The organism is Alishewanella sp. HL-SH05 (genome assembly GCF_052655985.1).
On the sequence record NZ_CP199753.1, the window covers coordinates 1,940,923 to 1,961,889 of the forward strand.

General features: G+C 46.9%; 14 protein-coding genes and 1 pseudogene. 11 read left to right on the top strand and 4 right to left on the bottom strand.

Features of this window, described 5'->3' with window-relative positions:
* Positions 1-20: 20 nt before the first annotated feature.
* The 10 genes from seqA (at position 21) to ACUJFL_RS08935 (ending at position 13,676) form a co-directional block, all read left to right on the top strand.
* Complete coding sequence (gene seqA / locus ACUJFL_RS08890) at positions 21-584, top strand: replication initiation negative regulator SeqA (protein ID WP_226751489.1); 564 nt, start codon at positions 21-23, stop codon at positions 582-584.
* 16 nt (positions 585-600) lie between these two features.
* Complete coding sequence (gene pgm, locus ACUJFL_RS08895) at positions 601-2,250, top strand: phosphoglucomutase (alpha-D-glucose-1,6-bisphosphate-dependent) (RefSeq protein WP_445429037.1); 1,650 nt, start codon at positions 601-603, stop codon at positions 2,248-2,250.
* 205 nt (positions 2,251-2,455) lie between these two features.
* Positions 2,456-4,942: a glycogen/starch/alpha-glucan phosphorylase gene (locus tag ACUJFL_RS08900; protein ID WP_445429038.1), complete on the top strand. Its 2,487-nt coding sequence runs from the start codon at positions 2,456-2,458 to the stop codon at positions 4,940-4,942.
* A 132-nt stretch (positions 4,943-5,074) separates the two neighbouring features.
* Complete coding sequence (locus ACUJFL_RS08905) at positions 5,075-5,944, top strand: ABC transporter substrate-binding protein (RefSeq protein WP_445429039.1); 870 nt, start codon at positions 5,075-5,077, stop codon at positions 5,942-5,944.
* 103 nt (positions 5,945-6,047) lie between these two features.
* The gene (astE, locus tag ACUJFL_RS08910) at positions 6,048-7,085 is read left to right on the top strand and encodes a succinylglutamate desuccinylase (protein ID WP_445424660.1); all 1,038 of its coding nucleotides are present in this window, start codon (positions 6,048-6,050) and stop codon (positions 7,083-7,085) included.
* A gap of 144 nt (positions 7,086-7,229) precedes the next feature.
* Complete coding sequence (locus tag ACUJFL_RS08915) at positions 7,230-8,414, top strand: thiamine pyrophosphate-dependent dehydrogenase E1 component subunit alpha (protein ID WP_226751494.1); 1,185 nt, start codon at positions 7,230-7,232, stop codon at positions 8,412-8,414.
* The gene (locus ACUJFL_RS08920) at positions 8,414-9,391 is read left to right on the top strand and encodes an alpha-ketoacid dehydrogenase subunit beta (protein ID WP_226751495.1); all 978 of its coding nucleotides are present in this window, start codon (positions 8,414-8,416) and stop codon (positions 9,389-9,391) included. Before ACUJFL_RS08915 ends, ACUJFL_RS08920 begins: the two co-directional genes overlap by 1 nt.
* Positions 9,392-9,401: 10 nt before the next feature.
* Positions 9,402-11,009, top strand: a complete 1,608-nt coding sequence (locus ACUJFL_RS08925; protein WP_445429040.1) for a dihydrolipoyllysine-residue acetyltransferase — start codon at positions 9,402-9,404, stop codon at positions 11,007-11,009.
* 505 nt (positions 11,010-11,514) lie between these two features.
* Entirely contained in the window at positions 11,515-12,729 is a 1,215-nt protein-coding gene (locus tag ACUJFL_RS08930; protein WP_445424665.1) for a S1C family serine protease, read from the top strand.
* Positions 12,720-13,676: an FHA domain-containing protein gene (locus ACUJFL_RS08935; RefSeq protein ID WP_445429041.1), complete on the top strand. Its 957-nt coding sequence runs from the start codon at positions 12,720-12,722 to the stop codon at positions 13,674-13,676. The genes ACUJFL_RS08930 and ACUJFL_RS08935 overlap by 10 nt, the downstream gene beginning before the upstream one ends.
* Positions 13,677-13,685: 9 nt before the next feature.
* On the opposite strand, the gene ACUJFL_RS08940 is transcribed toward ACUJFL_RS08935, so the two are convergent.
* The 4 genes from ACUJFL_RS08940 to ACUJFL_RS08955 all read right to left on the bottom strand — a co-directional run bounded on the left by ACUJFL_RS08940 (position 13,686) and on the right by ACUJFL_RS08955 (position 19,615).
* Entirely contained in the window at positions 13,686-16,769 is a 3,084-nt protein-coding gene (locus ACUJFL_RS08940; protein ID WP_445429042.1) for an efflux RND transporter permease subunit, read from the bottom strand.
* A complete protein-coding gene (locus tag ACUJFL_RS08945) occupies positions 16,766-17,842 on the bottom strand; it encodes an efflux RND transporter periplasmic adaptor subunit (RefSeq protein WP_445429043.1) in 1,077 nt (358 codons plus the stop codon). Before ACUJFL_RS08945 ends, ACUJFL_RS08940 begins: the two co-directional genes overlap by 4 nt.
* A gap of 178 nt (positions 17,843-18,020) precedes the next feature.
* The gene (locus ACUJFL_RS08950) at positions 18,021-18,668 is read right to left on the bottom strand and encodes a DsbA family oxidoreductase (protein WP_306176570.1); all 648 of its coding nucleotides are present in this window, start codon (positions 18,666-18,668) and stop codon (positions 18,021-18,023) included.
* A 77-nt stretch (positions 18,669-18,745) separates the two neighbouring features.
* Positions 18,746-19,615, bottom strand: a complete 870-nt coding sequence (locus ACUJFL_RS08955) for a LysR family transcriptional regulator (RefSeq protein WP_445429044.1) — start codon at positions 19,613-19,615, stop codon at positions 18,746-18,748.
* A gap of 210 nt (positions 19,616-19,825) precedes the next feature.
* On the opposite strand from ACUJFL_RS08955, the pseudogene ACUJFL_RS08960 reads away from it, so the two are divergent.
* A pseudogene (locus ACUJFL_RS08960) lies at positions 19,826-20,943 on the top strand (S-(hydroxymethyl)glutathione dehydrogenase/class III alcohol dehydrogenase).
* Positions 20,944-20,967 lie beyond the last annotated feature (24 nt).

Here is a 20,967-nt window from a genome sequence, read left to right on the forward strand (position 1 = left end):
TGAGGTAACGGATTAAATCTATGAAAACCATTGAAATTGACGACGATTTGTATCAATACATTGCGGCACAGACATTACAGATTGGCGAAAGTGCGTCGGATATACTGCGTCGTTTATTGCCTGGTGCCCCGCTAAAAACTTCCACGGCATCCCTTGACAGCTCGTCAGAGCTCAACAAAGCTAAATCTGAAGCGCCAGTGGTTCCGGTTGCAACGGTTAGCGAGCAGCCAAAGCGTACCGAGAAACAAGGCAATATTTTTGATCTGGTCACACCGGCTGATTTACAAGCCGAGCACAATATTGTTGGCCGTTTTCTGTATTTGTTGTCGGTGTTAGCCCGAGTACACAAAAAAGACTTCCCCAATGTGTTGGAAATTAAAGGACGCAATCGACTGTATTTTGCTAAATCAGCAGCTGAATTGTCTGAAAGTGGCAGTAGTACCAACCCTAAGCAAATTCCGAATACGGATTTTTGGGTGATTACGAACTCAAACACAACTCGCAAGAAAATGATGTTGACAGAAACGGCAAGCAAACTGGGTTATAGCGCTGAAGACGCAGAACGTATTCGCGATTTATTATAATAATTAAGGAATGGTTATGTCATTACATCCGCTGGCAGGTCAGCCGGTACCTAACGAACTTATCCCGAATGTTTGCCGCTTAATGACGGCCTATTATGTCCTAGAACCCGATATTCATAGCCATGCCACTCACCGCGTTAGCTTTGGGACTTCTGGGCATCGTGGTAGCGCATTAAGCTGCTCTTTCAACGAGCCGCACGTTTTAGCCATTTGCCAAGCAGTCGCTGATTATCGTAAAGCACAGGGGATTACGGGTCCGTTGTTTTTAGGTAAAGATACGCATGCCTTATCTGAAGCCGCCTTTGCCAGTGCCTTGGAGGTGTTAATTGCTAACAACATTCAGGTTTGTATTCAAGAAGGCCTTGGCTACACGCCTACGCCGGTTATTTCGCATGCCATTTTAACGCAAAATAAAGGCGCTACTGGCCAACTTGCCGATGGTATTGTTATTACACCGTCGCACAATCCACCTGAAGATGGCGGTATTAAGTACAATCCACCGCACGGTGGCCCAGCGGATACTGATGCGACAGACTGGATTGAGCAACGCGCTAATGAATTACTGGCTAATGAATTAGAGGGTGTTCGGATGATGCCCTACGCCTTGGCCATACAATCAGGCTATTGCCAGCATATTGATTATATCCAGCACTATGTTGATGACCTTGAAAACGTGATCGATATGGCCGCCATTGCCAAAGCCGGGATACGGATCGGGGTGGATCCTTTAGGGGGTTCCGGTATTTCCTATTGGCCCCGTATTGCTGAACGTTACGGTTTAAATATTACCGTAGTAAACAACAAAGTTGACCCATCATTCTCTTTTATGTCGTTAGATAAAGACGGCAAGATCCGTATGGATTGTTCCTCTGCTTATGCCATGGCGAATTTAATTAAACTCAAAGATCAGTTTGATGTGGCCATTGGTAATGATCCAGATTTTGACCGTCATGGCATCGTGACACGCAGTGGTGGCTTGATGAATCCAAACCATTACTTGGCGGTGGCGATCAATTATTTACTGGCGAATCGACCGCAGTGGGATGACAAACTGGCCATCGGTAAAACCTTGGTATCTAGTGCGCTAATTGACCGAGTCGTTGCAGCACAAGGCCGTATTTTAAAAGAAGTACCGGTTGGCTTTAAATGGTTTGTTGAAGGTTTACACCAAGGCACTATTGCTTTTGGTGGCGAAGAGAGCGCCGGTGCCAGTTTCTTACGCCATGATGGTTCCGCTTGGTCTACCGATAAAGACGGTTTTATCCTAGGCTTATTAGCCGCTGAAATGCTGGCAAAAACCGGTGTTGACCCTTATCAGCAATACCAAGCATTAACACGTGAGCTGGGCTCGCCGTTGTATCGTCGTTTAGATGCGCCGGCGGATGCCAAGCAAAAAGCGGCATTGAAGAATCTGGATACCAGCAGTGTCAGTGCCACCCATTTAGCGGGTGATGCCATCTTAGCGGTATTAACGAAGGCACCCGGTAACGATGCCAGTATTGGTGGCGTAAAAGTCGTGACAAAGAATGGCTGGTTTGCTGCGCGGCCATCGGGTACCGAAAATGCCTATAAAATTTACTTAGAGAGTTTTGTTGATCAGGCCCACTTAGAGCAGTTAGAAATTGATGCAAAAGCCTTTGTGGCTGATGTGTTCAGTAAAATGTAGTGTTATACCCTTTTGGCAGTTAAACACGCTTATGTCGCGCGTTTGCCTGCCTTTTGCGTTTTAGATAAAAATCATGATTGTGTAATTTAATTACAAAACGCACTATTTTTTTTGCCAAAACGACCTTTATAGGCTATTGTTTTGGTAATTTTTCAACAAATGTGCATTGAAATCGTGAGATACGCGTAAAACTTTAGGATTGGCAATGAAAAAAAACACTACATCTAAAGCGGCCTCGTCTGCCGCAACTGCCACAGAGCAGTTGAAAGAACGCATTGTTAAACATTTACACTCCACCTTAGGAACCGATCTTAATAAAGCCAATCATCAGGCTTGGTGGCGCGCGACCTGTGCTGCTGTCAACGAACAAATCTACGACGGTTTAAGAACAACGCAACGTACCCACTATGAAAAAGATACTCGGGCACTTCACTATTTCAGTTTAGAGTACCTGATGGGACGTATGTTCAGTAATAACCTGCATAACCTTGGGTTATACGAGCAAGCAAAACAAGCCTTATCTGAATTGGGCTTAGACATTGCCGATTTGGAAGATCAAGAAGAAGATATGGCACTGGGTAACGGTGGTTTAGGGCGCTTAGCCGCGTGCTTTATCGAATCGTTAGCCACCTTAAATTATCCGGCCATTGGCTATGGTATTCATTACGAAAACGGTTTATTCCAGCAAAGTTTTCAAGATGGACGTCAAATTGAACGTCCAGACAGCTGGCGCGAATACGGTAACCCTTGGGAGATCTGTCGCCCAGAATCAGTACAAGAAATTGCTGTTTATGGTTATGTCGAAACCGTATTTGATTTACAAGGCCAAATGCAAAAAGTCTGGCACCCGGGGCGTATTATCAAAGGTGTGCCTTGGGATATTCCGATTGTTGGTTACGATGGTAGCTCAGTTAACGTGTTACGATTGTGGGAAAGCCGTGCCTCAGACTTTTTCAACTGGGACGTATTTAACTCGGGTGGATATATTGATGCTGCGCGTGAAAACGTGGAAGCCGAAAATATTTCCAAGGTGTTATACCCCAATGATGAAACGGATGCCGGTAAAGAGCTACGTTTAATTCAGCAATATTTCTTCTGTTCTTGTTCACTAAAAGACATTATTCGCCGTTATAAACGTCGGCACGGTGATGATTGGAGCCACTTTGGTAAACAAGTGGTCATTCAATTAAACGATACTCACCCTGCGGTAGCGATTCCTGAATTAATGCGTATTTTAGTCGATCGAGCGCAAATGGCATGGGATGATGCATGGGCGATTTGTCAGCAGGTTTTTGCCTACACTAACCATACGCTATTGCCAGAAGCACTAGAGCGTTGGCCGGTAAGATTGTTTGAAAAAGTTTTACCTCGGCACATTGAAATTATTTATGAAATCAACCGCCGCTTCTTGTTAGAGCAGGTAGATGTATTGTGGCCTGGCGATAACGAGAAAAAACGTAAATTGTCTATTATCGAAGAAGGCCATGAGCCAATGGTTCGGATGGGGCATTTATCGGTTGTGGGTTCATTTAAGGTGAATGGTGTGGCTGAAGTGCATTCTAAATTGGTGCAATCCGATCTGTTCCCAGAAATGGTGGCATTATGGCCGGATAAATTTACCAATATCACTAACGGTGTCACGCCACGACGTTGGTTAAAGTCATGTAACCCGCGTTTGGCTAAGTTGTTGGATACGATTGTTGGTAAAGATTGGCCACGAGAGCTGAATCAATTACAAAAACTTGTTGAGCATGCCAAAGATCCGCAGTTCCAAGAAAACTTTATGGCGATTAAACAGCAAAATAAAGCGGACTTAGCTGTGGTAATTAAGAAACTAACGCGTATCGATGTTGATCCTACCGCGATGTTTGATGTGCAAATTAAACGCTTACATGAATACAAACGGCAACATCTGAATTTACTGCATATTTTGGCGTTATATCGCCGTATTTTGCAAAATCCAGACTACGATATGGTGCCACGGGTGTTCTTGTTTGGTGCTAAAGCCGCCCCCGGTTACAAGCTGGCTAAAGACATTATTTATGCCATCAATAAAGTCGCTGAAAAAATCAACAACGATAAGCGAGTTAAAAACCGTATTAAAGTGGTGTTCATGCCGAACTACCGCGTCACCTTGGCTGAAAAACTGATCCCCGCAGCAGATATTTCTGAGCAAATCTCTACGGCCGGTAAAGAAGCTTCAGGTACTGGGAATATGAAACTGGCGTTAAATGGTGCCATTACAGTGGGAACCTTGGATGGGGCTAATATTGAAATTGCCGAAGAAGTCGGTGAAGACAATATCGCGATCTTTGGTTTAACGGTAGATGAAGTTAAAGCGCTACATCAGAAGGGCTATCATAGCAGCGAGTATTACCATAATAACCCTGAGCTGAAAGCGATTCTGGATTGGTTAGAAACCGATTACTTTACGCCAGGCAAACCCGGTGAGTTAGCGGCAATTAAACGCAGCTTGCTAGATGGTAACGACCCATACTTAGTATTGGCTGATTTTGAGTCTTACCTAGCGGCGCAGCAAAAAGTCGATACATGGTATCGTGATCCCGCGCTCTGGGCAGAGAAAGCGATTATCAATACCGCATCCGTCGGGAAGTTTACTTCAGATCGCTCTATCAACGATTATGTTGAACGAGTGTGGAAACTGAAGTCTTGCGACATTATTAAAAATTAAAAGTAAACGTTTGATTACGTTTCTTAATAGATTAAACGGCAGCGTTTTCGCTGCCGTTTTTATTTAATGCTCGAAACTCGTTTTGCTTTCTTTTATGCTAATGCTAAGTGGTATGGCGTAGTGTGAAAGCTTATGCGTTTTTTTTGCGTGGTATTATGCTGTTTCTGTTTTAGCAAAATGGCCAGTGCTAACGAGTCATTGGCCAACACTTTGCAGTGGGCTATTAATGATGCACCGCCTTTTCATATTATTGACGGGCCCTATCAAGGTTTAGGCTTGTGTGATGGATTAATGGATGCGGTACATCGCGCCTTGCCAGATAAACAACGTTCAGTGTGGTTAATGCCCCAAGCGCGCATCAGTAATTTATTAAAACAACAGTCCGAACTATGCTTCCCCTGTATGATTTATCATGGCCGACATGATGAGCGAGCCTATTTCAGTTTACCGACCCATGTCTATTACCCCTATCAATTGATCACCACTAAAGCCAAAGCGGCACAGATACAATTGCGCTATGGTAATCCATTAGCTTTTACCGCCTTATTAGCTGATAAACACTACCGCTTAGGTTATCCGGCGGGGCGGCGCTATAGTATTTTGCAGCCCTTGTTAGATAAAACCCCACCGTTTCTCGCGCGAACTGGCAGTGGCGGTGCTATTGCGATCCTGCAGATGATTGTGGCAGATCGCTTAGATTACACGATGGATTATCCCATTATTGCCAATTACTTTCATAAAGTGTTTGATAGCGAGTTAACATTAACCCCACTGCAAGAGAACGATCAAACGCACATGCCTGGTGCCATTGGCTGTGCTAAAACGGCATGGGGCAAAGCGGTCTTAGCCGAGATCAACGCGGTAATGCCACAAATAAGACAAGATCCCGCCTTTCTAAATGTTCTGGAATTGTGGGCAGGGCAAGATCCTGCTGCTTACCTAGAGTTTAATAAACGGCATTTGGCCAATCCTGCTTATAATGTCAGCCCCTTACAACCTTGAATAGCTTCGTGCTAACTGCGGCGTTTGGTGATCAGGCTTTCTCGGGTTACTATCAGAAAAAACACGACTAAAAATTAACATTTTATCGACAGGAGTAACAGCAATGATGATGGAGCAGTTTCGTCATAGCGGCGATTTTTTAGCTTTTACCTTAGCCAATCCTAATGGTTTAGCCCCTTGTCAGTTTGAATTAGGCTCAGGCGTTACTGTCGAGATCTGGGATACTGGCGTGATCTGTTTTCAGCCTGCCCAAGCCGCTCGACAACATATTATTCTCAGTTGTGGTGTGCATGGTAATGAAACAGCTCCCATCGAACTGTGTGCCGCTATCGTGCAAGATATTTTACAGGGGCATTTAACACCTACTGAGCGGGTATTAGTGCTATTCGCTAATCCTGCCGCCATAAATTTAGGCCGTCGTGAAGTGACTGAGAATTTAAATCGGTTATTTTCGGGGCATCATAGTAAGGGGGCGGGTTTAATCAACGCCGAGCGGCAACGCGCCCAAGCGTTAGAGCAGTATGTTACACGATTTTATGAAGGCGCCCCGGCCAATGAGCCGCGTTGTTTATATGATTTACACACCGCCATTCGTGGCTCTCGTTTTGAGAAGTTCGCCGTGTATCCTTTTTTACATGGTAAGCCTTGGCGCAAACAACAGTTACAATTTCTGGCGGCCTGCGATGTGCACACGGTGCTGATGATGCAAACGCCGGCCAGTACCTTTAGCTATTATGCGTCGCACAGCCATGGCGCGGATGCCTTTACCATAGAGCTGGGTAAAGTGCAGCCGTTTGGCCAAAATGATATGTCACGTTTTGCCCAAGCAGACAGTGCCTTACGTGCACTGATTACTAACCGTTTACTTGCGCCGAAACCTTTTGCGGCAGAAGATTTTCATCTTTATGAAGTGTATCGCGCCATTAATAAGCAAACTCAAGATTTCAAGTTGCATTTTGCTGACGATGTCCAGAATTTCACCAGTTATCCGTTAGGTAGCTTATTGGCCACCGATGGTGACTTAGAGTATCGGGTAGAGCGCGAGGGGGAGGCGTTAATTTTCCCGAACGCTAAAGTGGCCATTGGGCAGCGTGCTATGCTGATGGTGGTACCCACAGACATTCAACATAACCTGATCTAACGTCTTAACGGCTTTAGCCAGTAAATATAACCTGACAGTACTGTGTGCTGTCAGGTTTTTTTATGCCAGCGCGCGGTTGCATTGCAGTTTACGTAAAGGTAAAGTCTAGCGGAAAAACGAGTCATTACAACCAAGAGAGTCCTTATGACCAATCCAAATAACGCCACCATTACTACGGTGCATCGCGCAGAGTTTACTGCCAGTGACGCGTTAAAAATCCCTACCTTAAGGATCCTGAAAGACGATGGTAGCCTTTATGCAGAAGCAGAGGCACCCACGTTAGACAAGGCAACCGCGTTAAAAATGTATGACACTATGGTGTTTATCCGAGTGTTAGATGAAAGGATGTTGGCTGCACAGCGCCAAGGTCGTATCAGTTTTTACATGCAATGCTTAGGCGAAGAAGCAACCACTGTCGGCAGTGCGGCAGCGTTAACGGATCTTGACATGATTATGGCGCAATACCGCGAACAAGGTGCTTTGCGCTATCGCGGCTTTACGCTAGAACAATTTATGAACCAGTTGTTCTCCAACGAGAAAGACTTGGGTAAAGGCCGGCAGATGCCGGTGCATTATGGAAGCAATGCCATCAACTATATGACGATTTCGTCACCCTTAGGCACCCAGATCCCACAGGCCAGTGGTTATGCTTATGCGCAAAAGTTGCGAGGATTGGACGCCGTAACAATTTGTTATTTTGGTGAAGGCGCGGCTTCTGAAGGCGACTTCCATGCCGGTTTAAATATGGCAGCGGTGCACAAAGCACCGGTGATTTTTTTCTGTCGCAACAATGGCTATGCCATTTCTACGCCAGCGAATGAACAGTTTGTCGGTGACGGTATTGCCTGTCGCGCGGTAGGTTATGGCATGAAGTCGATTCGTGTTGACGGGGCCGACATTCTGGCGGTGTTTAAAGCCACGCAAATGGCCCGTGAATATGCGTTAAAGCATAACGAGCCGGTATTAATTGAGTCGATGGCATACCGTTTAGGTGCCCATTCCTCTTCTGATGATCCAAGTGGCTATCGTTCTAAGGAAGAAGAAGCCTTATGGCGTAAGAATGATCCTATCGCCCGTTACAAGGCCTGGTTATTACAGCAAGGTTGGCTGGATGAAGCGGCCGACAAAGCGCAAACTGAGCAATTACGTATTGATATCTTAGATGCGCTAAAAGTGGCTGAAAAAGTGGCGAAGCCAGGTATCGAACACTTAATTTCTGATGTTTATGCCGAGCCTATTCCTGCATTACAGCAACAATTAGACGAATTAAAACAGCATATCCGGAAATATCCAGATGCGTATCCGATCACGGCGGGGAGATTAGACTAATGGCAAAAATGAACATGTTGCAGGCCATTAACAATGCCCTTGATTTGGCAATGGCTAAAGATGATGGCGTGGTCTGTTTTGGTGAAGATGTTGGCCACTTTGGTGGTGTATTTCGTGCAACCAGTAAATTGCAAGAAAAGTATGGTAAAGCTCGTTGTTTCAACACGCCACTGACTGAGCAAGGTATCGCTGGTTTTGCCAATGGTATGGCGGCACAGGGCATGAAGCCGGTCGCTGAGATTCAATTTGCGGATTATATCTTTCCCGCCTTTGACCAAATCGTCAATGAAACCGCCAAGTTTCGCTACCGCTCGGGTAATGAATTTAATGTCGGTGGCTTGGTGTTCCGTACGCCTTACGGTGGCGGCATTGCTGGTGGACATTACCACAGCCAAAGCCCAGAGGCCTATTTTGCGCACACCCCGGGCTTAAAAATCGTGGTACCTCGCGACCCTTATCAAGCGAAAGGCTTACTCTTAGCCTCGATTGCTTGCCCGGATCCGGTGATCTTTTTTGAACCGAAGAAACTGTATCGTGCCTCCATTGGCGAAGTACCAGAAGAGTATTATGAGTTACCTATCGGTAAAGCTGAGATCCTACAACAAGGTAAGGATGTCACGGTACTGGGCTGGGGCGCGCAAATGGAAATTATTCAAAAAGCCGTTGAGATGGCCGCTGCCGAAGGTATCTCCTGTGAAGTGATTGACTTGCGCAGCATTCTGCCATGGGATGCGGATACCGTTGCCGCATCCGTGAAAAAAACCGGCCGTTTAGTGATTAACCATGAAGCGCCATTAACCGGTGGTTTCGCTGGTGAAATTGCCGCGACCATTCAAGGCAGCTGTTTCTTGCACCTTGAAAGCCCCATCGAACGGGTGTGCGGTATGGATACACCTTATCCGCTGGCGCTAGAAAAAGAATATGTCGCCGATCATCTGAAAACCTTCGAAGCGATTAAACGCTCGGTTAACTTCTAAGGAGCCTTGGATGAAACAGGATTTTATTCTGCCAGATATTGGCGAAGGTATTGTTGAGTGTGAAATCGTGGAATGGCTGGTTGCTGAGGGCGATACCATCAGTGAAGACCAACCGGTTTGTGATGTGATGACCGACAAAGCTTTAGTGCAGATCCCCGCGGTTTATAACGGTGTGGTCAGTAAATTGTATTATGCCAAAGGCGAGATTGCTAAGGTACATGCGCCATTATTTGCAATGGAGATTGCCGACGATGGCAATACCGCTGCCCATGTTGAACCCGCGAAGGCCACCCAAGTAGCGGCTCCAGCTCAGCCTGCTGCTGCGCCACAAGCCAATGGCATGATCAGTGAAGACTTTATTTTACCGGATATCGGTGAGGGTATTGTCGAGTGTGAAATCGTAGAATGGTTAGTTGCTGAAGGTGAGACCATCAGCGAAGATCAACCGGTTTGTGATGTGATGACTGATAAAGCCTTAGTACAGATCCCAGCAAAACACTCGGGTGTTGTCAGTAAACTGTATTATGCCAAAGGTGAAATTGCCAAGGTGCATGCGCCGTTATTTGCCATCAGTCGTGCAGTGGATGCGCCATCTGACAACAACAATGCGGTTACCGCAGCCCCCGCAGCCACCACCAGCAGCCAAGTGACTGCTCAGGCTAAAGCCAGTAATCATGCCGCGGTAAGTCGTCAGGCGCCACTAGGTAAAGCCTTAGCTAGCCCTGCGGTGCGGCGTTTAGCACGTGAACTGGGTGTGGATATTCATTTGGTACCAGGCTCTGGTGATAAAGGCCGAGTGTTTAAAGACGATGTCCGTGCCTTTACTGCCGGTGAGGCAAAGCCCACGACGCAAGCAACCGCCAGCAGCGTGAGCAACACGACAGCTTCTGTAGCGCCAGCTGCAGCATCAGCGACTCATCGCGTTGAAGCCATTCGGGGGATTAAAGCAGCTATGGCTCGGCAAATGACCGAGTCGGTATCGACTATTCCGCATTTTACTTATTGCGAAGAAATCGATTTAACGGAATTGATTGCCCTGCGCAGCCAGTTAAAAGATCACTATGCCAAGCAAGGCGTGAAACTGACCATGATGCCGTTCTTTATGAAAGCCTTATCGCTGGCGATCAATGAGTTTCCGGTAATGAACAGTCAGCCGAATGCCGACTGCACTGAGTTAACTTATTTTAGTGCGCACAATATTGGCATTGCGGTTGACTCTAAAGTTGGTTTGTTAGTGCCAAATATTAAAGGTTGTGAGCAAAAGTCCATTGTGGAAATTGCTAATGCCTTAACTAAATTAACGGATGCTGCTCGCGAAGGCCGAGTGAGTCCAGCTGATTTAAAAGGCGGCACGATTACCATCAGTAATATTGGCGCCATTGGTGGCACAGTAGCGACACCTATCATCAATAAACCGGAAGTGGCGATTGTCGCCCTAGGTAAGGTGCAGTCTTTACCGCGCTTTGATGCCAAAGGCCAAGTGGTCGCTCGGCAAATTATGCAAGTGAGCTGGTCAGGCGATCACCGCATTATTGATGGCGGTACCATTGCACGCTTTACCAATTTGTGGAAACAGTATTTAGAGCAGCCAAGCAGTATGCTGGTGGCTATGCGCTAAACCGTGCATTTTAAGTCGGTTTAAAACCCCAGCTTGCTGGGGTTTTGTTTTTGGTGAATTGAAACTGAAATGTAAACTTTATTTTTTTGCGGTGTTGCGTTAAATTGCTGACTGTTTATGTTTTATCCATCAGGTGTTATCACATCGATTTGCCCGTGAAGCTCGCAAAGCCATCGCTAAGTGGCAATGGCAACATTTACCGGCAGGGTTGCTCAATGCACCGGTGAAAAGCGCTGTGCGTTTTGAATTTTGTTTAGAAGATAACAGTGGGCACTGCAATGACGCCTTTTTTTGCTGCGCCATCGAAATGTCCAGGCGAGGATGTACTTCCGGTCATTGGTTATCGGATCACGAATCTCTAAAGAGAATAGCCGTGTTTAGCGTGATGACCGGCAGATTAAGCTTGTAAAAAAAACAGGGAGTGCTAAGGTCAAATCTTGTTATGTCGGGAGTTATCAGGATGTTTTATAGGCGTTTTTTCATTAGCATGGCGTGTTGTTTCGGCTTGGCAGCCCTTCAGGTACAAGCGGACAATGCGCAACAGGTCTTTAGCCAATATCAAGATGCCTTACTGCAGGTGCAGGTTGTTGAAAAACAAACTCAGCACAAAACCTCAATTGGCAGCGGTTTTTATATTGCGCCCGAGTTGGTGATCACCAATTATCATGTGGTTGCAAGCCGCGTTGCCACCCCAGATAGCTATCAATTAATGGCAAAGTTTGGGGATGATGGCTTACAGCCATTAGAGATTTTAGCCCTAGATGTGGTAAATGATTTAGCCTTGTTAAAAGCGCCAGCCAGAGTAGGGCATTTTTTTGCGTTAGCCGATGCCTTACCGGAGCAGGGCGCGGCGGTGTTCAGTTTAGGTAATCCGCATGATTTAGGCATGGTAGTGGTGCCGGGTACCTATAACGGCATGAAACAACAAAGCTTTTATCCGCGTTTACATGTCACAGGCTCGATTAATCCGGGTATGAGTGGTGGCCCTAGTGTTAATGAGCTTGGCCAAGTGGTTGGGGTGAATGTGTCAACGGGCGGTAATCAATTAGGCTTTGTGGTGCCGATGGCGCAGGTTAAAGCCCTGGTGAATACAAAGCCTGCCGAGGTCCCTGCGGTTGAGCTTTTAAAAACACAAATTGGCCAACAGTTATTGGCTAACCAACAGCAAATGCTCGAACCCTTATTAAACGCGAACTGGCAAATGAAAGCTTTAGGCCGGGGTTTAGTGCCAGAGAGTATCGCGCCTTTTATCACTTGTTGGGCTCGCACTAATCCCCCCCGCGTAGAGCAAGAAATTCGCGCTTCTGCCGCGTTTTGTGGTTTGTCGGAAGAGGTGTTTATTAGTCATCAATTCACCACCGGCAAAATTCAAATGCAATTTGAGTGGTTTGATGGTTCGGCGTTAGCCATGACAAAATTCGTGCATCATTACGCGAACAAGCTAAAACAAATGCGCCCAGACAATCGCGCTTCGGTGCGTGATGTTGGCGAATATAGCTGCTTAAGTGACATTGTCGGCGACAAGCAAGTTGCGGCCCGCACCATCTATTGTGTGCGTGCCTACAAAGATTACCCCGAGCTATTTGATGTGTTGTTTTTAGCTGGAACCGTGCCTGCTGAGCAACAAGGTTTTGTGAGTCACTTTTCGTTAGCGGGCGTTAGTCAACAAAATGCCGATGCGTTTACCCGTAAGTTTATGGAGACAGTGAAATGGCAATAATTATTGAGCTGTTAAATAATCAGGGAAAAAGTGTTGCGATCCATAAATTTACTCAAAACGATATCCGGATTGGTCGCAGTTATGATAACGATGTTATCTTACTGGATCCGCACAGTTGCGCTGAGCATGCCATACTTAGTTGCGATGAGCAGGGGCATTGGCAGTTACGCGATCTGGATTCGGCAAATGGTACTTTAAGTAGCTCAGGGCAGCGTATTCAGAAAACCACGATCCCGCATTCTGGCCAAGAATTTATCTTAGGCAAGCAACGTTTACGGGTGTTTTTTGCTGCAGCCAGTGTCGCGCCAACGCGCATACTCGCTAAAGGTTGGCAAAGTTTACGATTATTATCGTCAGTACCCTTGCTGATCTTATTATTGTTGTTGGTTTCTGCGTACTTTTCTTATGAAATGTGGCTGGGTGCCATCGGTGAGGCGGCTGAGAATTGGCATCGACAGTTATTAAGTATTCCGTTTATTTTATTGGCTTTGCTGCTGTGGCCTGCACTGTTAGCGTTATGGGCGCGGCTGCGCTCGCAAGAGTCAAACTTTCGACCGCAGGTGACGCTGATCCTGCTTATTACCGCAAGTTGGTTGCTTTGGTCAGAATTGAGCCGCTGGTTAAGTTTTAACTTTAGTCAGGCGATGTTGGTCGAGGTGTTGCAGTTAACCCTGCCTGCAGTACTGCTTGTAGTGTTGTTTTGGAATGGCTTTAAACTGGCGGGTATGCAACGTAAAAGTTTGCAGCTAGTGTTAACCATTGCCTTAGCGAGTACTTATTGGTTAGTGCCCTACATGCAAGCGGCTGGGCCGCAAATAATGCCGCAGTATCAAGCGGAATTATTGTCACAACCTATGCTCATTAGTACGCCCAAAAATCCAGAAGTGTTTTTAACCGACAGTGCCAGCTTGTTTGACAAAGCGACACAGTCGGCGAAACAACCTTAAGCGTTAAGTCTATTCTTTTGCAGTGGTTGCTATTGCTGGGTTGCGGCGAAACTTATCGCCCAACACCAGCAGTGCAGGGGTCAGAAACAGCGTTAATATCGTGGCAAAGGTTAAACCTCCGGCGATGGCACTCGATAGCTGAGTCCACCACATGGTAGAGGGTGCACCAAAACCTAAACTGGGTTCCAGTAAATTTACATTCACCGATAGCACCATCGGCATTAAGCCCAGCACCGTAGTAATTGACGTCAATAACACCGGCCTTAGACGTAAACAGCCTGTCTCTAACGCCGCACTGACCGCAGTATGGCCTTCCGCGCGAAATTGGTTGTAGGTATCAATTAACACAATATTGTTGTTTACCACGATACCGGCCAAACCAATAATTCCCATGCCCACCATCACAATGCCAAAACTTTGGCCATTGATCAGCAAACCCAGCAAAACGCCTGCGGTAGATAGAACAATAGCGGATAAAATCAGTAAACTTTGATACCAACTATTAAATTGCGCCAGCAAAATCATCAGCATGATAAAGATAGCAATCACAAAAGCGCCGAGTAAAAAACTCATGGTTTCTTGTTGATCGGCATCTTCACCTGCGGTTTGAATCATCACCCCGTCGGGAAGCGTAATGTCGGCAGAGCGCAGAGTATTTAAACGTTCTGTTAACTGATAACCTTCTGCTAAATCGCTTTTGATGGTGATGGCTCGGTTACTGTCAACGCGTTTAATCACACTGGTTTTGGGGGAGGGCACCACATTGACAAAGTTACTCAGCGGCACCTGACCTGAGGTGGTTGCCACGGTTAACCGTGATAACTGGCTGAGCGAGCGTTCGTTATGAGGAAAGCGTACCCGAATATCGACTTCATCACTGGCGTATTCCGGACGAAACCGAGCCAGTAATAAGCCATTGCTGACCAATTGAATGGCATTGCCGACGGTTAATACATCTGCGCCAAAACGGGCGGCTTCGGCGCGATTCACTTCTACTCGCCATTCGATACCCGGTAAATTACGATCATCTTCAATATCGACAAAACCACCGAGTTGCTGCATGTTAGCAATGACCAACGCGGTTGCCGCATCAATTTGCGATGGATCTTGTGAGGTAATTAATAACTCCACCGGTTTACCCGCAGCAGGGCCTTCTTGCTGTTGGCGAAACTCCAGCATAATGCCGGGGATATCGGCGGTCAGTTGCCGCATATCGTGTAATATGGCCGCCGCAGGGCGTCGTTGATCCCAATCAATAAATTGAAACTGTAAGGTGCCTACCACATCTGCCGTTAGCTCGCCACCCGCACTGGCCATTGAGCGCGCATATAAGGCTTTCACTTCAGGTAAATGCAATAAACGCTGCTCCACTTTTTGCAGCAAAGCATCTTTTTCAAAAATGGACATGTCACCGCGAGCCCGTACCCAGACTTGCGCCGATTCTGGCTCTACGGCCGGAAAAAATTCAGTACCATAGTTAAACTTGGCATAAGCAAAATACACCAAAATAATCGCCGATAGCGTAAAAGCCAAGCTGCGCCCGGGCCAATGTAATACTACGCTTAACGCACGACGATAGCCCGCGCTAAAACGGTTTGCCGGTTCAGCAATATCGGGTGCCGGTGGTCGATAACGGCCAAGGCTACCCATCACCGGTAAGAAAATGAGCGCCATCACCATGGATGCAAGTAAACAGACAATCACGGTCGCCGGTAGGTATTTCATAAATTGCCCGACCATGCCTGGCCAAAATAATAAAGGCACAAACACCGCAAGGGTGGTGCAGGTAGAGGCGATGATAGGCCATGCCATTCTATCGGCGGCATTGAGCCAAGCAGTCTTGCGATCTTGCCCTTCTTTACTGAAACGGTCAGCTAATTCAGATACGACAATCGCGCCATCAACTAACATGCCTGCCACTAAGATTAGCGCGAACAACACGATAATATTCATGGTAAAGCCCAGTGCCCAGATCAGCATGATGCCCGCAAAAAAAGCGCCTGGGATAGTGATGCCCACCAATAAGGCACTGCGCAGCCCCATGGTAGCGATAATCAAAATTAACACTAACACCACGGCGGTCAGCACGTTGTTAAGCAAATCCGACAGCATGGTTTCAACCTGCACAGATTGATCCATGATGTAGTCTATTTGCAGCCCTTCTGGAAATTGTTTGCTGGCCTCGGTTAATAACGCCTTGGTTTGCTCAATACTGGAGATAATATTGGCACCACTGCGTTTTTTTACTTCGAGTACGACGGCGGGTTGGCCATTGATCCGGGCAAAGCCTTGTGGATCTTTAAAGCTACGATTGACGGTCGCAACATCGCCAAAGGTGATGACCGTATCGCCACTGACTTTGATGGGCATCGCCAGTACATCGGTAAGATCTTCAATGATCCCAGGCACTTTTAATGCCATACGCCCCGCACCGGTATCTAAACTGCCGGCGGCGACTAAGCGGTTATTGTTGCTGACTAACGAGAATAGCTGTTGATAATCTAGGCCATAGCTTTGTAATACTTGTGGATCGACGACAATCTCCAGTAAATCTTCTCGATCACCGCCAATGTCGACTTCTAATACTTCCGGAATGGCTTCAATTTGTTCTTTTAATGCACGGGCAATGCGCACCAAAACTTCTTCGGCGATGGGCCCCGATAAGCCAACTGACAGCACCGGAAATAACGCTACGTTGATTTCATTGACCGTGGGCTCTTTGGCTTCTGCTGGCAGTTTCGCGCGAGCGGCATCTACTTTAACTCGAACATCCGCCAAGGCTTTATCTGGATCAAAACCTGCGTCAAACTCTAGCATTACCGAGGCATGACCTTCGCTGGCGGTGGAGGTCATTTTTTTAATGCCCTCTAACGAGCGTAATTCGTGCTCCATCGGCCGCACCAGTAATCGCTCACCGTCTTCTGGGCTGATGCCATCGAGCGACATCGACACATACATCATTGGAATGGCAACATCGGGGTTGGCTTCTTTTGGGATGACGATATAGGCGGTTAGGCCTGCAGCAAAAATAAACAGCAGCAACATAATGCTGGCTCGACTGCGGTCAATCGCCGCGGCGATTAACGTTCTCATTCGCTGACTCCGCGCTGCACTGTCACGGCTTGGCCGACCGCAACAAAGCCTGCGCCTTGTGTGATCAATTCCGCTTGCGCTGGCAGACCTGTGACCCAAGCGCTATTGTTGTCGGTGCTTAATAAACTGATGGGGTAAAACTGCACTACATCGTTTTCTACCGTGTAAAGACCAAGCCGTCCTTGTGGGTCAAGCCGCAATAACGCCGGTGAGATCTGATGAGCTTCGACCGCCGACAAGGCAATCACTAAGGTCGCACTGGCACCAGCGAGAGGCTGTAACTGAGGATTCGCCACGGTAGCTTCAATATAATAACTGCGGCTTTGTGCATCAGCGACGGGGCTAATAAAACTGAGGCTGCCGTTAAGCTGTAGGCCGTTCATTAAATGGACTGCCACGGTTTGACCCAGCGATAACTCTGCTACGCGTTGTTGTGGCACTTGCGCTGTTACGCGTAATTGACTGATATCCACTAATTGAAACAGTGTATCGCCAATTTGCACTCGGCTACCCGGATCGCTGTAACGACGTGCCAGCACACCATTAAAGGGAGCCGTAGGCTGCGTGTGGGCAACATTTAATTCCGCCTCGGCCAAATTGGCTTCTGCACTGGCTAAGTCACTTTGTAAGCGTGCTAATTCGGTTTTACTCACAAATTGTTGGCGGGTTAATTGTTGAGCGCTTTGCAGTTCACTTTGTCGTAAATGATACAATGCTTTGGCTTGCTGTAAGCGGGCTGTGCGTCCTTCATCACTTAATTGCAGCAGCGTTGTCCCTTGTTTGACCTTATCGCCTTGCTCGACGTTTAATTGCAGTAGCTGTCCGGCAACTTGGGCTTTTATGTCAATACTGTGCCAAGCCATTATTTGCCCCTGTAACTGCTGCGTTGCAGGGTAGGCTGAGGCATTCGACAACTGTGTTTGCACGGTAAAAGCAGCAGCGGGGGCAGGCGCTGCGGCTTCTGGCGCTTGCTGGGAGGCTTGGCGATGATCTGCAAAAATTAACCAGAGCGCTAAAAGCAGAGTTAGTAAGATAGCTAAGAATAACGGTGACTTAACGCGAGATAACAGCATAAATAGCTCTTTATAACAATATTACCGCTAATTTAATCAGTTTTAAGCTGTTTACACAAAAGGTAAATGTAATAAAACGTATAGCGTAGCGGTTTTTTCTTCAGCAAATGACCAAGTGCAGCGCATAGGCTCAATACTACAGTGACTAAATAGTCTGGCGGTAATGAGCGCAAAGTGATTATTTTATGCTTTCGCTGGCAATTTGACGCAGTGAAGCGGCTAATTGCTGTGGCTCTTGTGCGCCAGAAATCAGGTATTTGTTATTAATGATAAAGGCCGGAACTGAGGAAATACCGGCTTGTTGGTACTTAGCGATATCAGCAGATACGATATCGGCGAAGTCATTACTGGCTAAGATCTGTTCTGCTTGCGTTTGATCTAAACCGGCATTTTTCGCGCATTCTGCCAGCACTGATCTATCAGCCACATTGGCTGCTTCACCAAAATAGGCATCAAACAGTGCCAGCTTCATGGCGGTGGCTTTTTGTTGTGTGTCGGCCCATTTGACCAAGCGATGCGCATCAAAGGTATTACAGGTTTTGCGCTGCTGTAACTGGCTAAAATTGATGCCGAGGCCGCTGGCGATCTGCATCATATTGGCTTGCGCTTGGCGCATTTCTTCTTCACTTTTACCGTATTTACGGCTAAGTGCCGGTAATATCGCTTCCTGTGGCGCGTTCTTATCCGGATTTAATTCAAAGGCGTGCCACTCTAAGGTGACGGCTAATTCTGGTGCCAGTGTTAATGCCTGCTCTAAGCGGGCATAGCCGATAGCGCACCATGGGCAGGCAATATCAGAAACTAAATCGATTTTTAACGGCGTCATGCAGCTAGATCCTTGTGATGTTTAAAGCCAGTGAAACAATGTGTATAACAGAACGATGAGGGCGACAGGCGCGCGTTTCAACTCAGCTTTGATGCTAAATAGTCCACGAGTACCCGCACTTTGGCGGATAAATGCCGATTTTGTGGATAGATAGCCCAAATACCCTCATCGGGTTGCCGCAGTTCACTAAGAACCGCCACCAACTCGCCTTGCTGCAAATTGTCACTGACATAGTAGTCAGGTAATTGCACTAAACCCAGCCCTTTTAGGGCGGCATCGCGCAGTGCCACGCCACTATTGCAAACAATACGGCCTTGTGGCTTAAACTGAACGATTTTTCCTTGCTGCATAAAGCGCCAATTCGCTACTGTGCCGGTGAGGCATTGATGCTGCGCTAAGGCTGTTAGGCTAGTGGGTGTGCCATGCTGAGCTAAATATGCCGGAGATGCCACCACATATTGTGTGCGGCTGGCCAGCTTGCGGGCAATCAAACTCGAGCTTTCTAAAGTGCCAAGTCTAATAGCCAGATCATAGCCGCCTTGAACTAAATCCAGTTTGTTGTTGCTAAGCTGCAAATCTAATTCAGTGTCGGGGTAGCGCAGCATAAAATCATGTAGCAGTGGGGCAATTCGGGTTTCACCATAAAAAACCGGTGCGGTCAGTTTAATTTGGCCGCGAGGCGTTGCTTTTAGGTTGGCCAGTGTGCGGTTTGCTTCATCTAAACTGGCCACCAAATGCCGACAATGCTGTAAATACAATAAGCCCTCTTCAGTCAGGCTGACACTGCGGGTACTGCGATACAGCAGTTTAATGGCAAGACTCGCCTCTAATTCAGCAATGTTACGACTGACTTGTGCGACCGAAATGCCTAACTGTTTAGCGGCCTTAGTAAAACTCTGTTGCTCAGCCACGGCCACAAACTCACTAATGCCGATCCATTGTTTCATTAAAATGCCATTGTTATTGTTACTCGCCAGAACGCTTGTCACTTTTTGCGTTAATCGCCTTGATCATAGTACAAAGTGCTACATTATTGCAAAAATGAAAAACTGATTTGCATTTTAATGCTATTCAACCTGATATGGAAAAAATCAAAATCAGGTTACACTTCACCCCATAGTAAAATCTTCCTGTGTAACTTTTATAAGGATCAACAGATGAACATGATTAAAACTCGTGCGGCCGTCGCTTGGGGCCCAGGTCAACCGTTAACCATTGAAGAAGTCGATTTAATGCCGCCACAAAAAGGTGAAGTGTTAGTACGTATCGTGGCTACCGGTGTGTGCCATACCGATGCCTTTACTTTGTCTGGTGAAGATCCTGAAGGCATTTTTCCGGCTATTTTAGGGCACGAGGGGGGGGTATTGTTGAAGCCGTCGGTGAAGGCGTCACTTCAGTGGCGGTAGGCGATCATGTGATCCCACTGTACACCCCAGAGTGTGGTAAATGTAAATTCTGTTTATCGGGCAAAACTAACCTGTGCCAAGCCATTCGTGCTACTCAAGGCAAAGGCTTGATGCCAGATGGCACCACTCGGTTTTCAAAAGACGGTAAGCCAATTTATCACTATATGGGCACGTCCACCTTTTCTGAGTACACGGTATTACCAGAAATTTCACTGGCTAAAATTAATAAAGAAGCCCCGCTGGAAAAAGTCTGCTTACTCGGCTGTGGCGTCACTACCGGCATGGGTGCGGTAATGAATACCGCCAAAGTAAAAGAAGGCGATACCGTCGCAGTGTTTGGTTTAGGTGGCATCGGCTTATCGGCGATCATTGGTGCAGTTATGGCTAAAGCCAGCCGCATTATTGCCATTGATATTAACGAAGATAAATTTGCGATCGCCAAACAATTGGGCGCGACTGATGTGATAAACCCGAAGCATTTCGACAAACCGATCCAAGAGGTGATTGTTGAGATGACCGATGGTGGCGTGGATTTCTCGTTTGAATGTATTGGTAACGTCAACGTGATGCGCTCCGCTTTAGAATGTTGTCATAAAGGCTGGGGCGAATCGGTGATTATTGGTGTGGCGGGTGCCGGACAAGAGATCTCAACCCGGCCATTCCAGTTGGTTACTGGTCGTGTATGGCGCGGTACGGCCTTTGGTGGCGTAAAAGGTCGCAGCGAATTACCGGATTATGTTGAGCGTTATTTAAACGGTGAGTTTGAACTTGATACTTTTATTACGCATACCATGCCGTTAGAGGACATCAACAAAGCCTTTGATTTAATGCATGAAGGCAAGTCGATCCGCACCGTAATCCACTTCTAAAGCTTATCACTAACACGCCTTAGC

Coding starts and splice junctions, on each gene's coding strand:
- seqA (WP_226751489.1), top strand. CDS start 21: ATGAAAACCATTGAAATTGACGACGATTTGTATCAATACATTGCGGCA.
- pgm (WP_445429037.1), top strand. CDS start 601: ATGTCATTACATCCGCTGGCAGGTCAGCCGGTACCTAACGAACTTATC.
- ACUJFL_RS08955 (WP_445429044.1), bottom strand. CDS start 19,615: ATGAAACAATGGATCGGCATTAGTGAGTTTGTGGCCGTGGCTGAGCAA.
- ACUJFL_RS08935 (WP_445429041.1), top strand. CDS start 12,720: ATGGCAATAATTATTGAGCTGTTAAATAATCAGGGAAAAAGTGTTGCG.
- astE (WP_445424660.1), top strand. CDS start 6,048: ATGATGATGGAGCAGTTTCGTCATAGCGGCGATTTTTTAGCTTTTACC.
- ACUJFL_RS08915 (WP_226751494.1), top strand. CDS start 7,230: ATGACCAATCCAAATAACGCCACCATTACTACGGTGCATCGCGCAGAG.
- ACUJFL_RS08920 (WP_226751495.1), top strand. CDS start 8,414: ATGGCAAAAATGAACATGTTGCAGGCCATTAACAATGCCCTTGATTTG.
- ACUJFL_RS08905 (WP_445429039.1), top strand. CDS start 5,075: ATGCGTTTTTTTTGCGTGGTATTATGCTGTTTCTGTTTTAGCAAAATG.
- ACUJFL_RS08950 (WP_306176570.1), bottom strand. CDS start 18,668: ATGACGCCGTTAAAAATCGATTTAGTTTCTGATATTGCCTGCCCATGG.
- ACUJFL_RS08945 (WP_445429043.1), bottom strand. CDS start 17,842: ATGCTGTTATCTCGCGTTAAGTCACCGTTATTCTTAGCTATCTTACTA.
- ACUJFL_RS08925 (WP_445429040.1), top strand. CDS start 9,402: ATGAAACAGGATTTTATTCTGCCAGATATTGGCGAAGGTATTGTTGAG.
- ACUJFL_RS08900 (WP_445429038.1), top strand. CDS start 2,456: ATGAAAAAAAACACTACATCTAAAGCGGCCTCGTCTGCCGCAACTGCC.
- ACUJFL_RS08940 (WP_445429042.1), bottom strand. CDS start 16,769: ATGAGAACGTTAATCGCCGCGGCGATTGACCGCAGTCGAGCCAGCATT.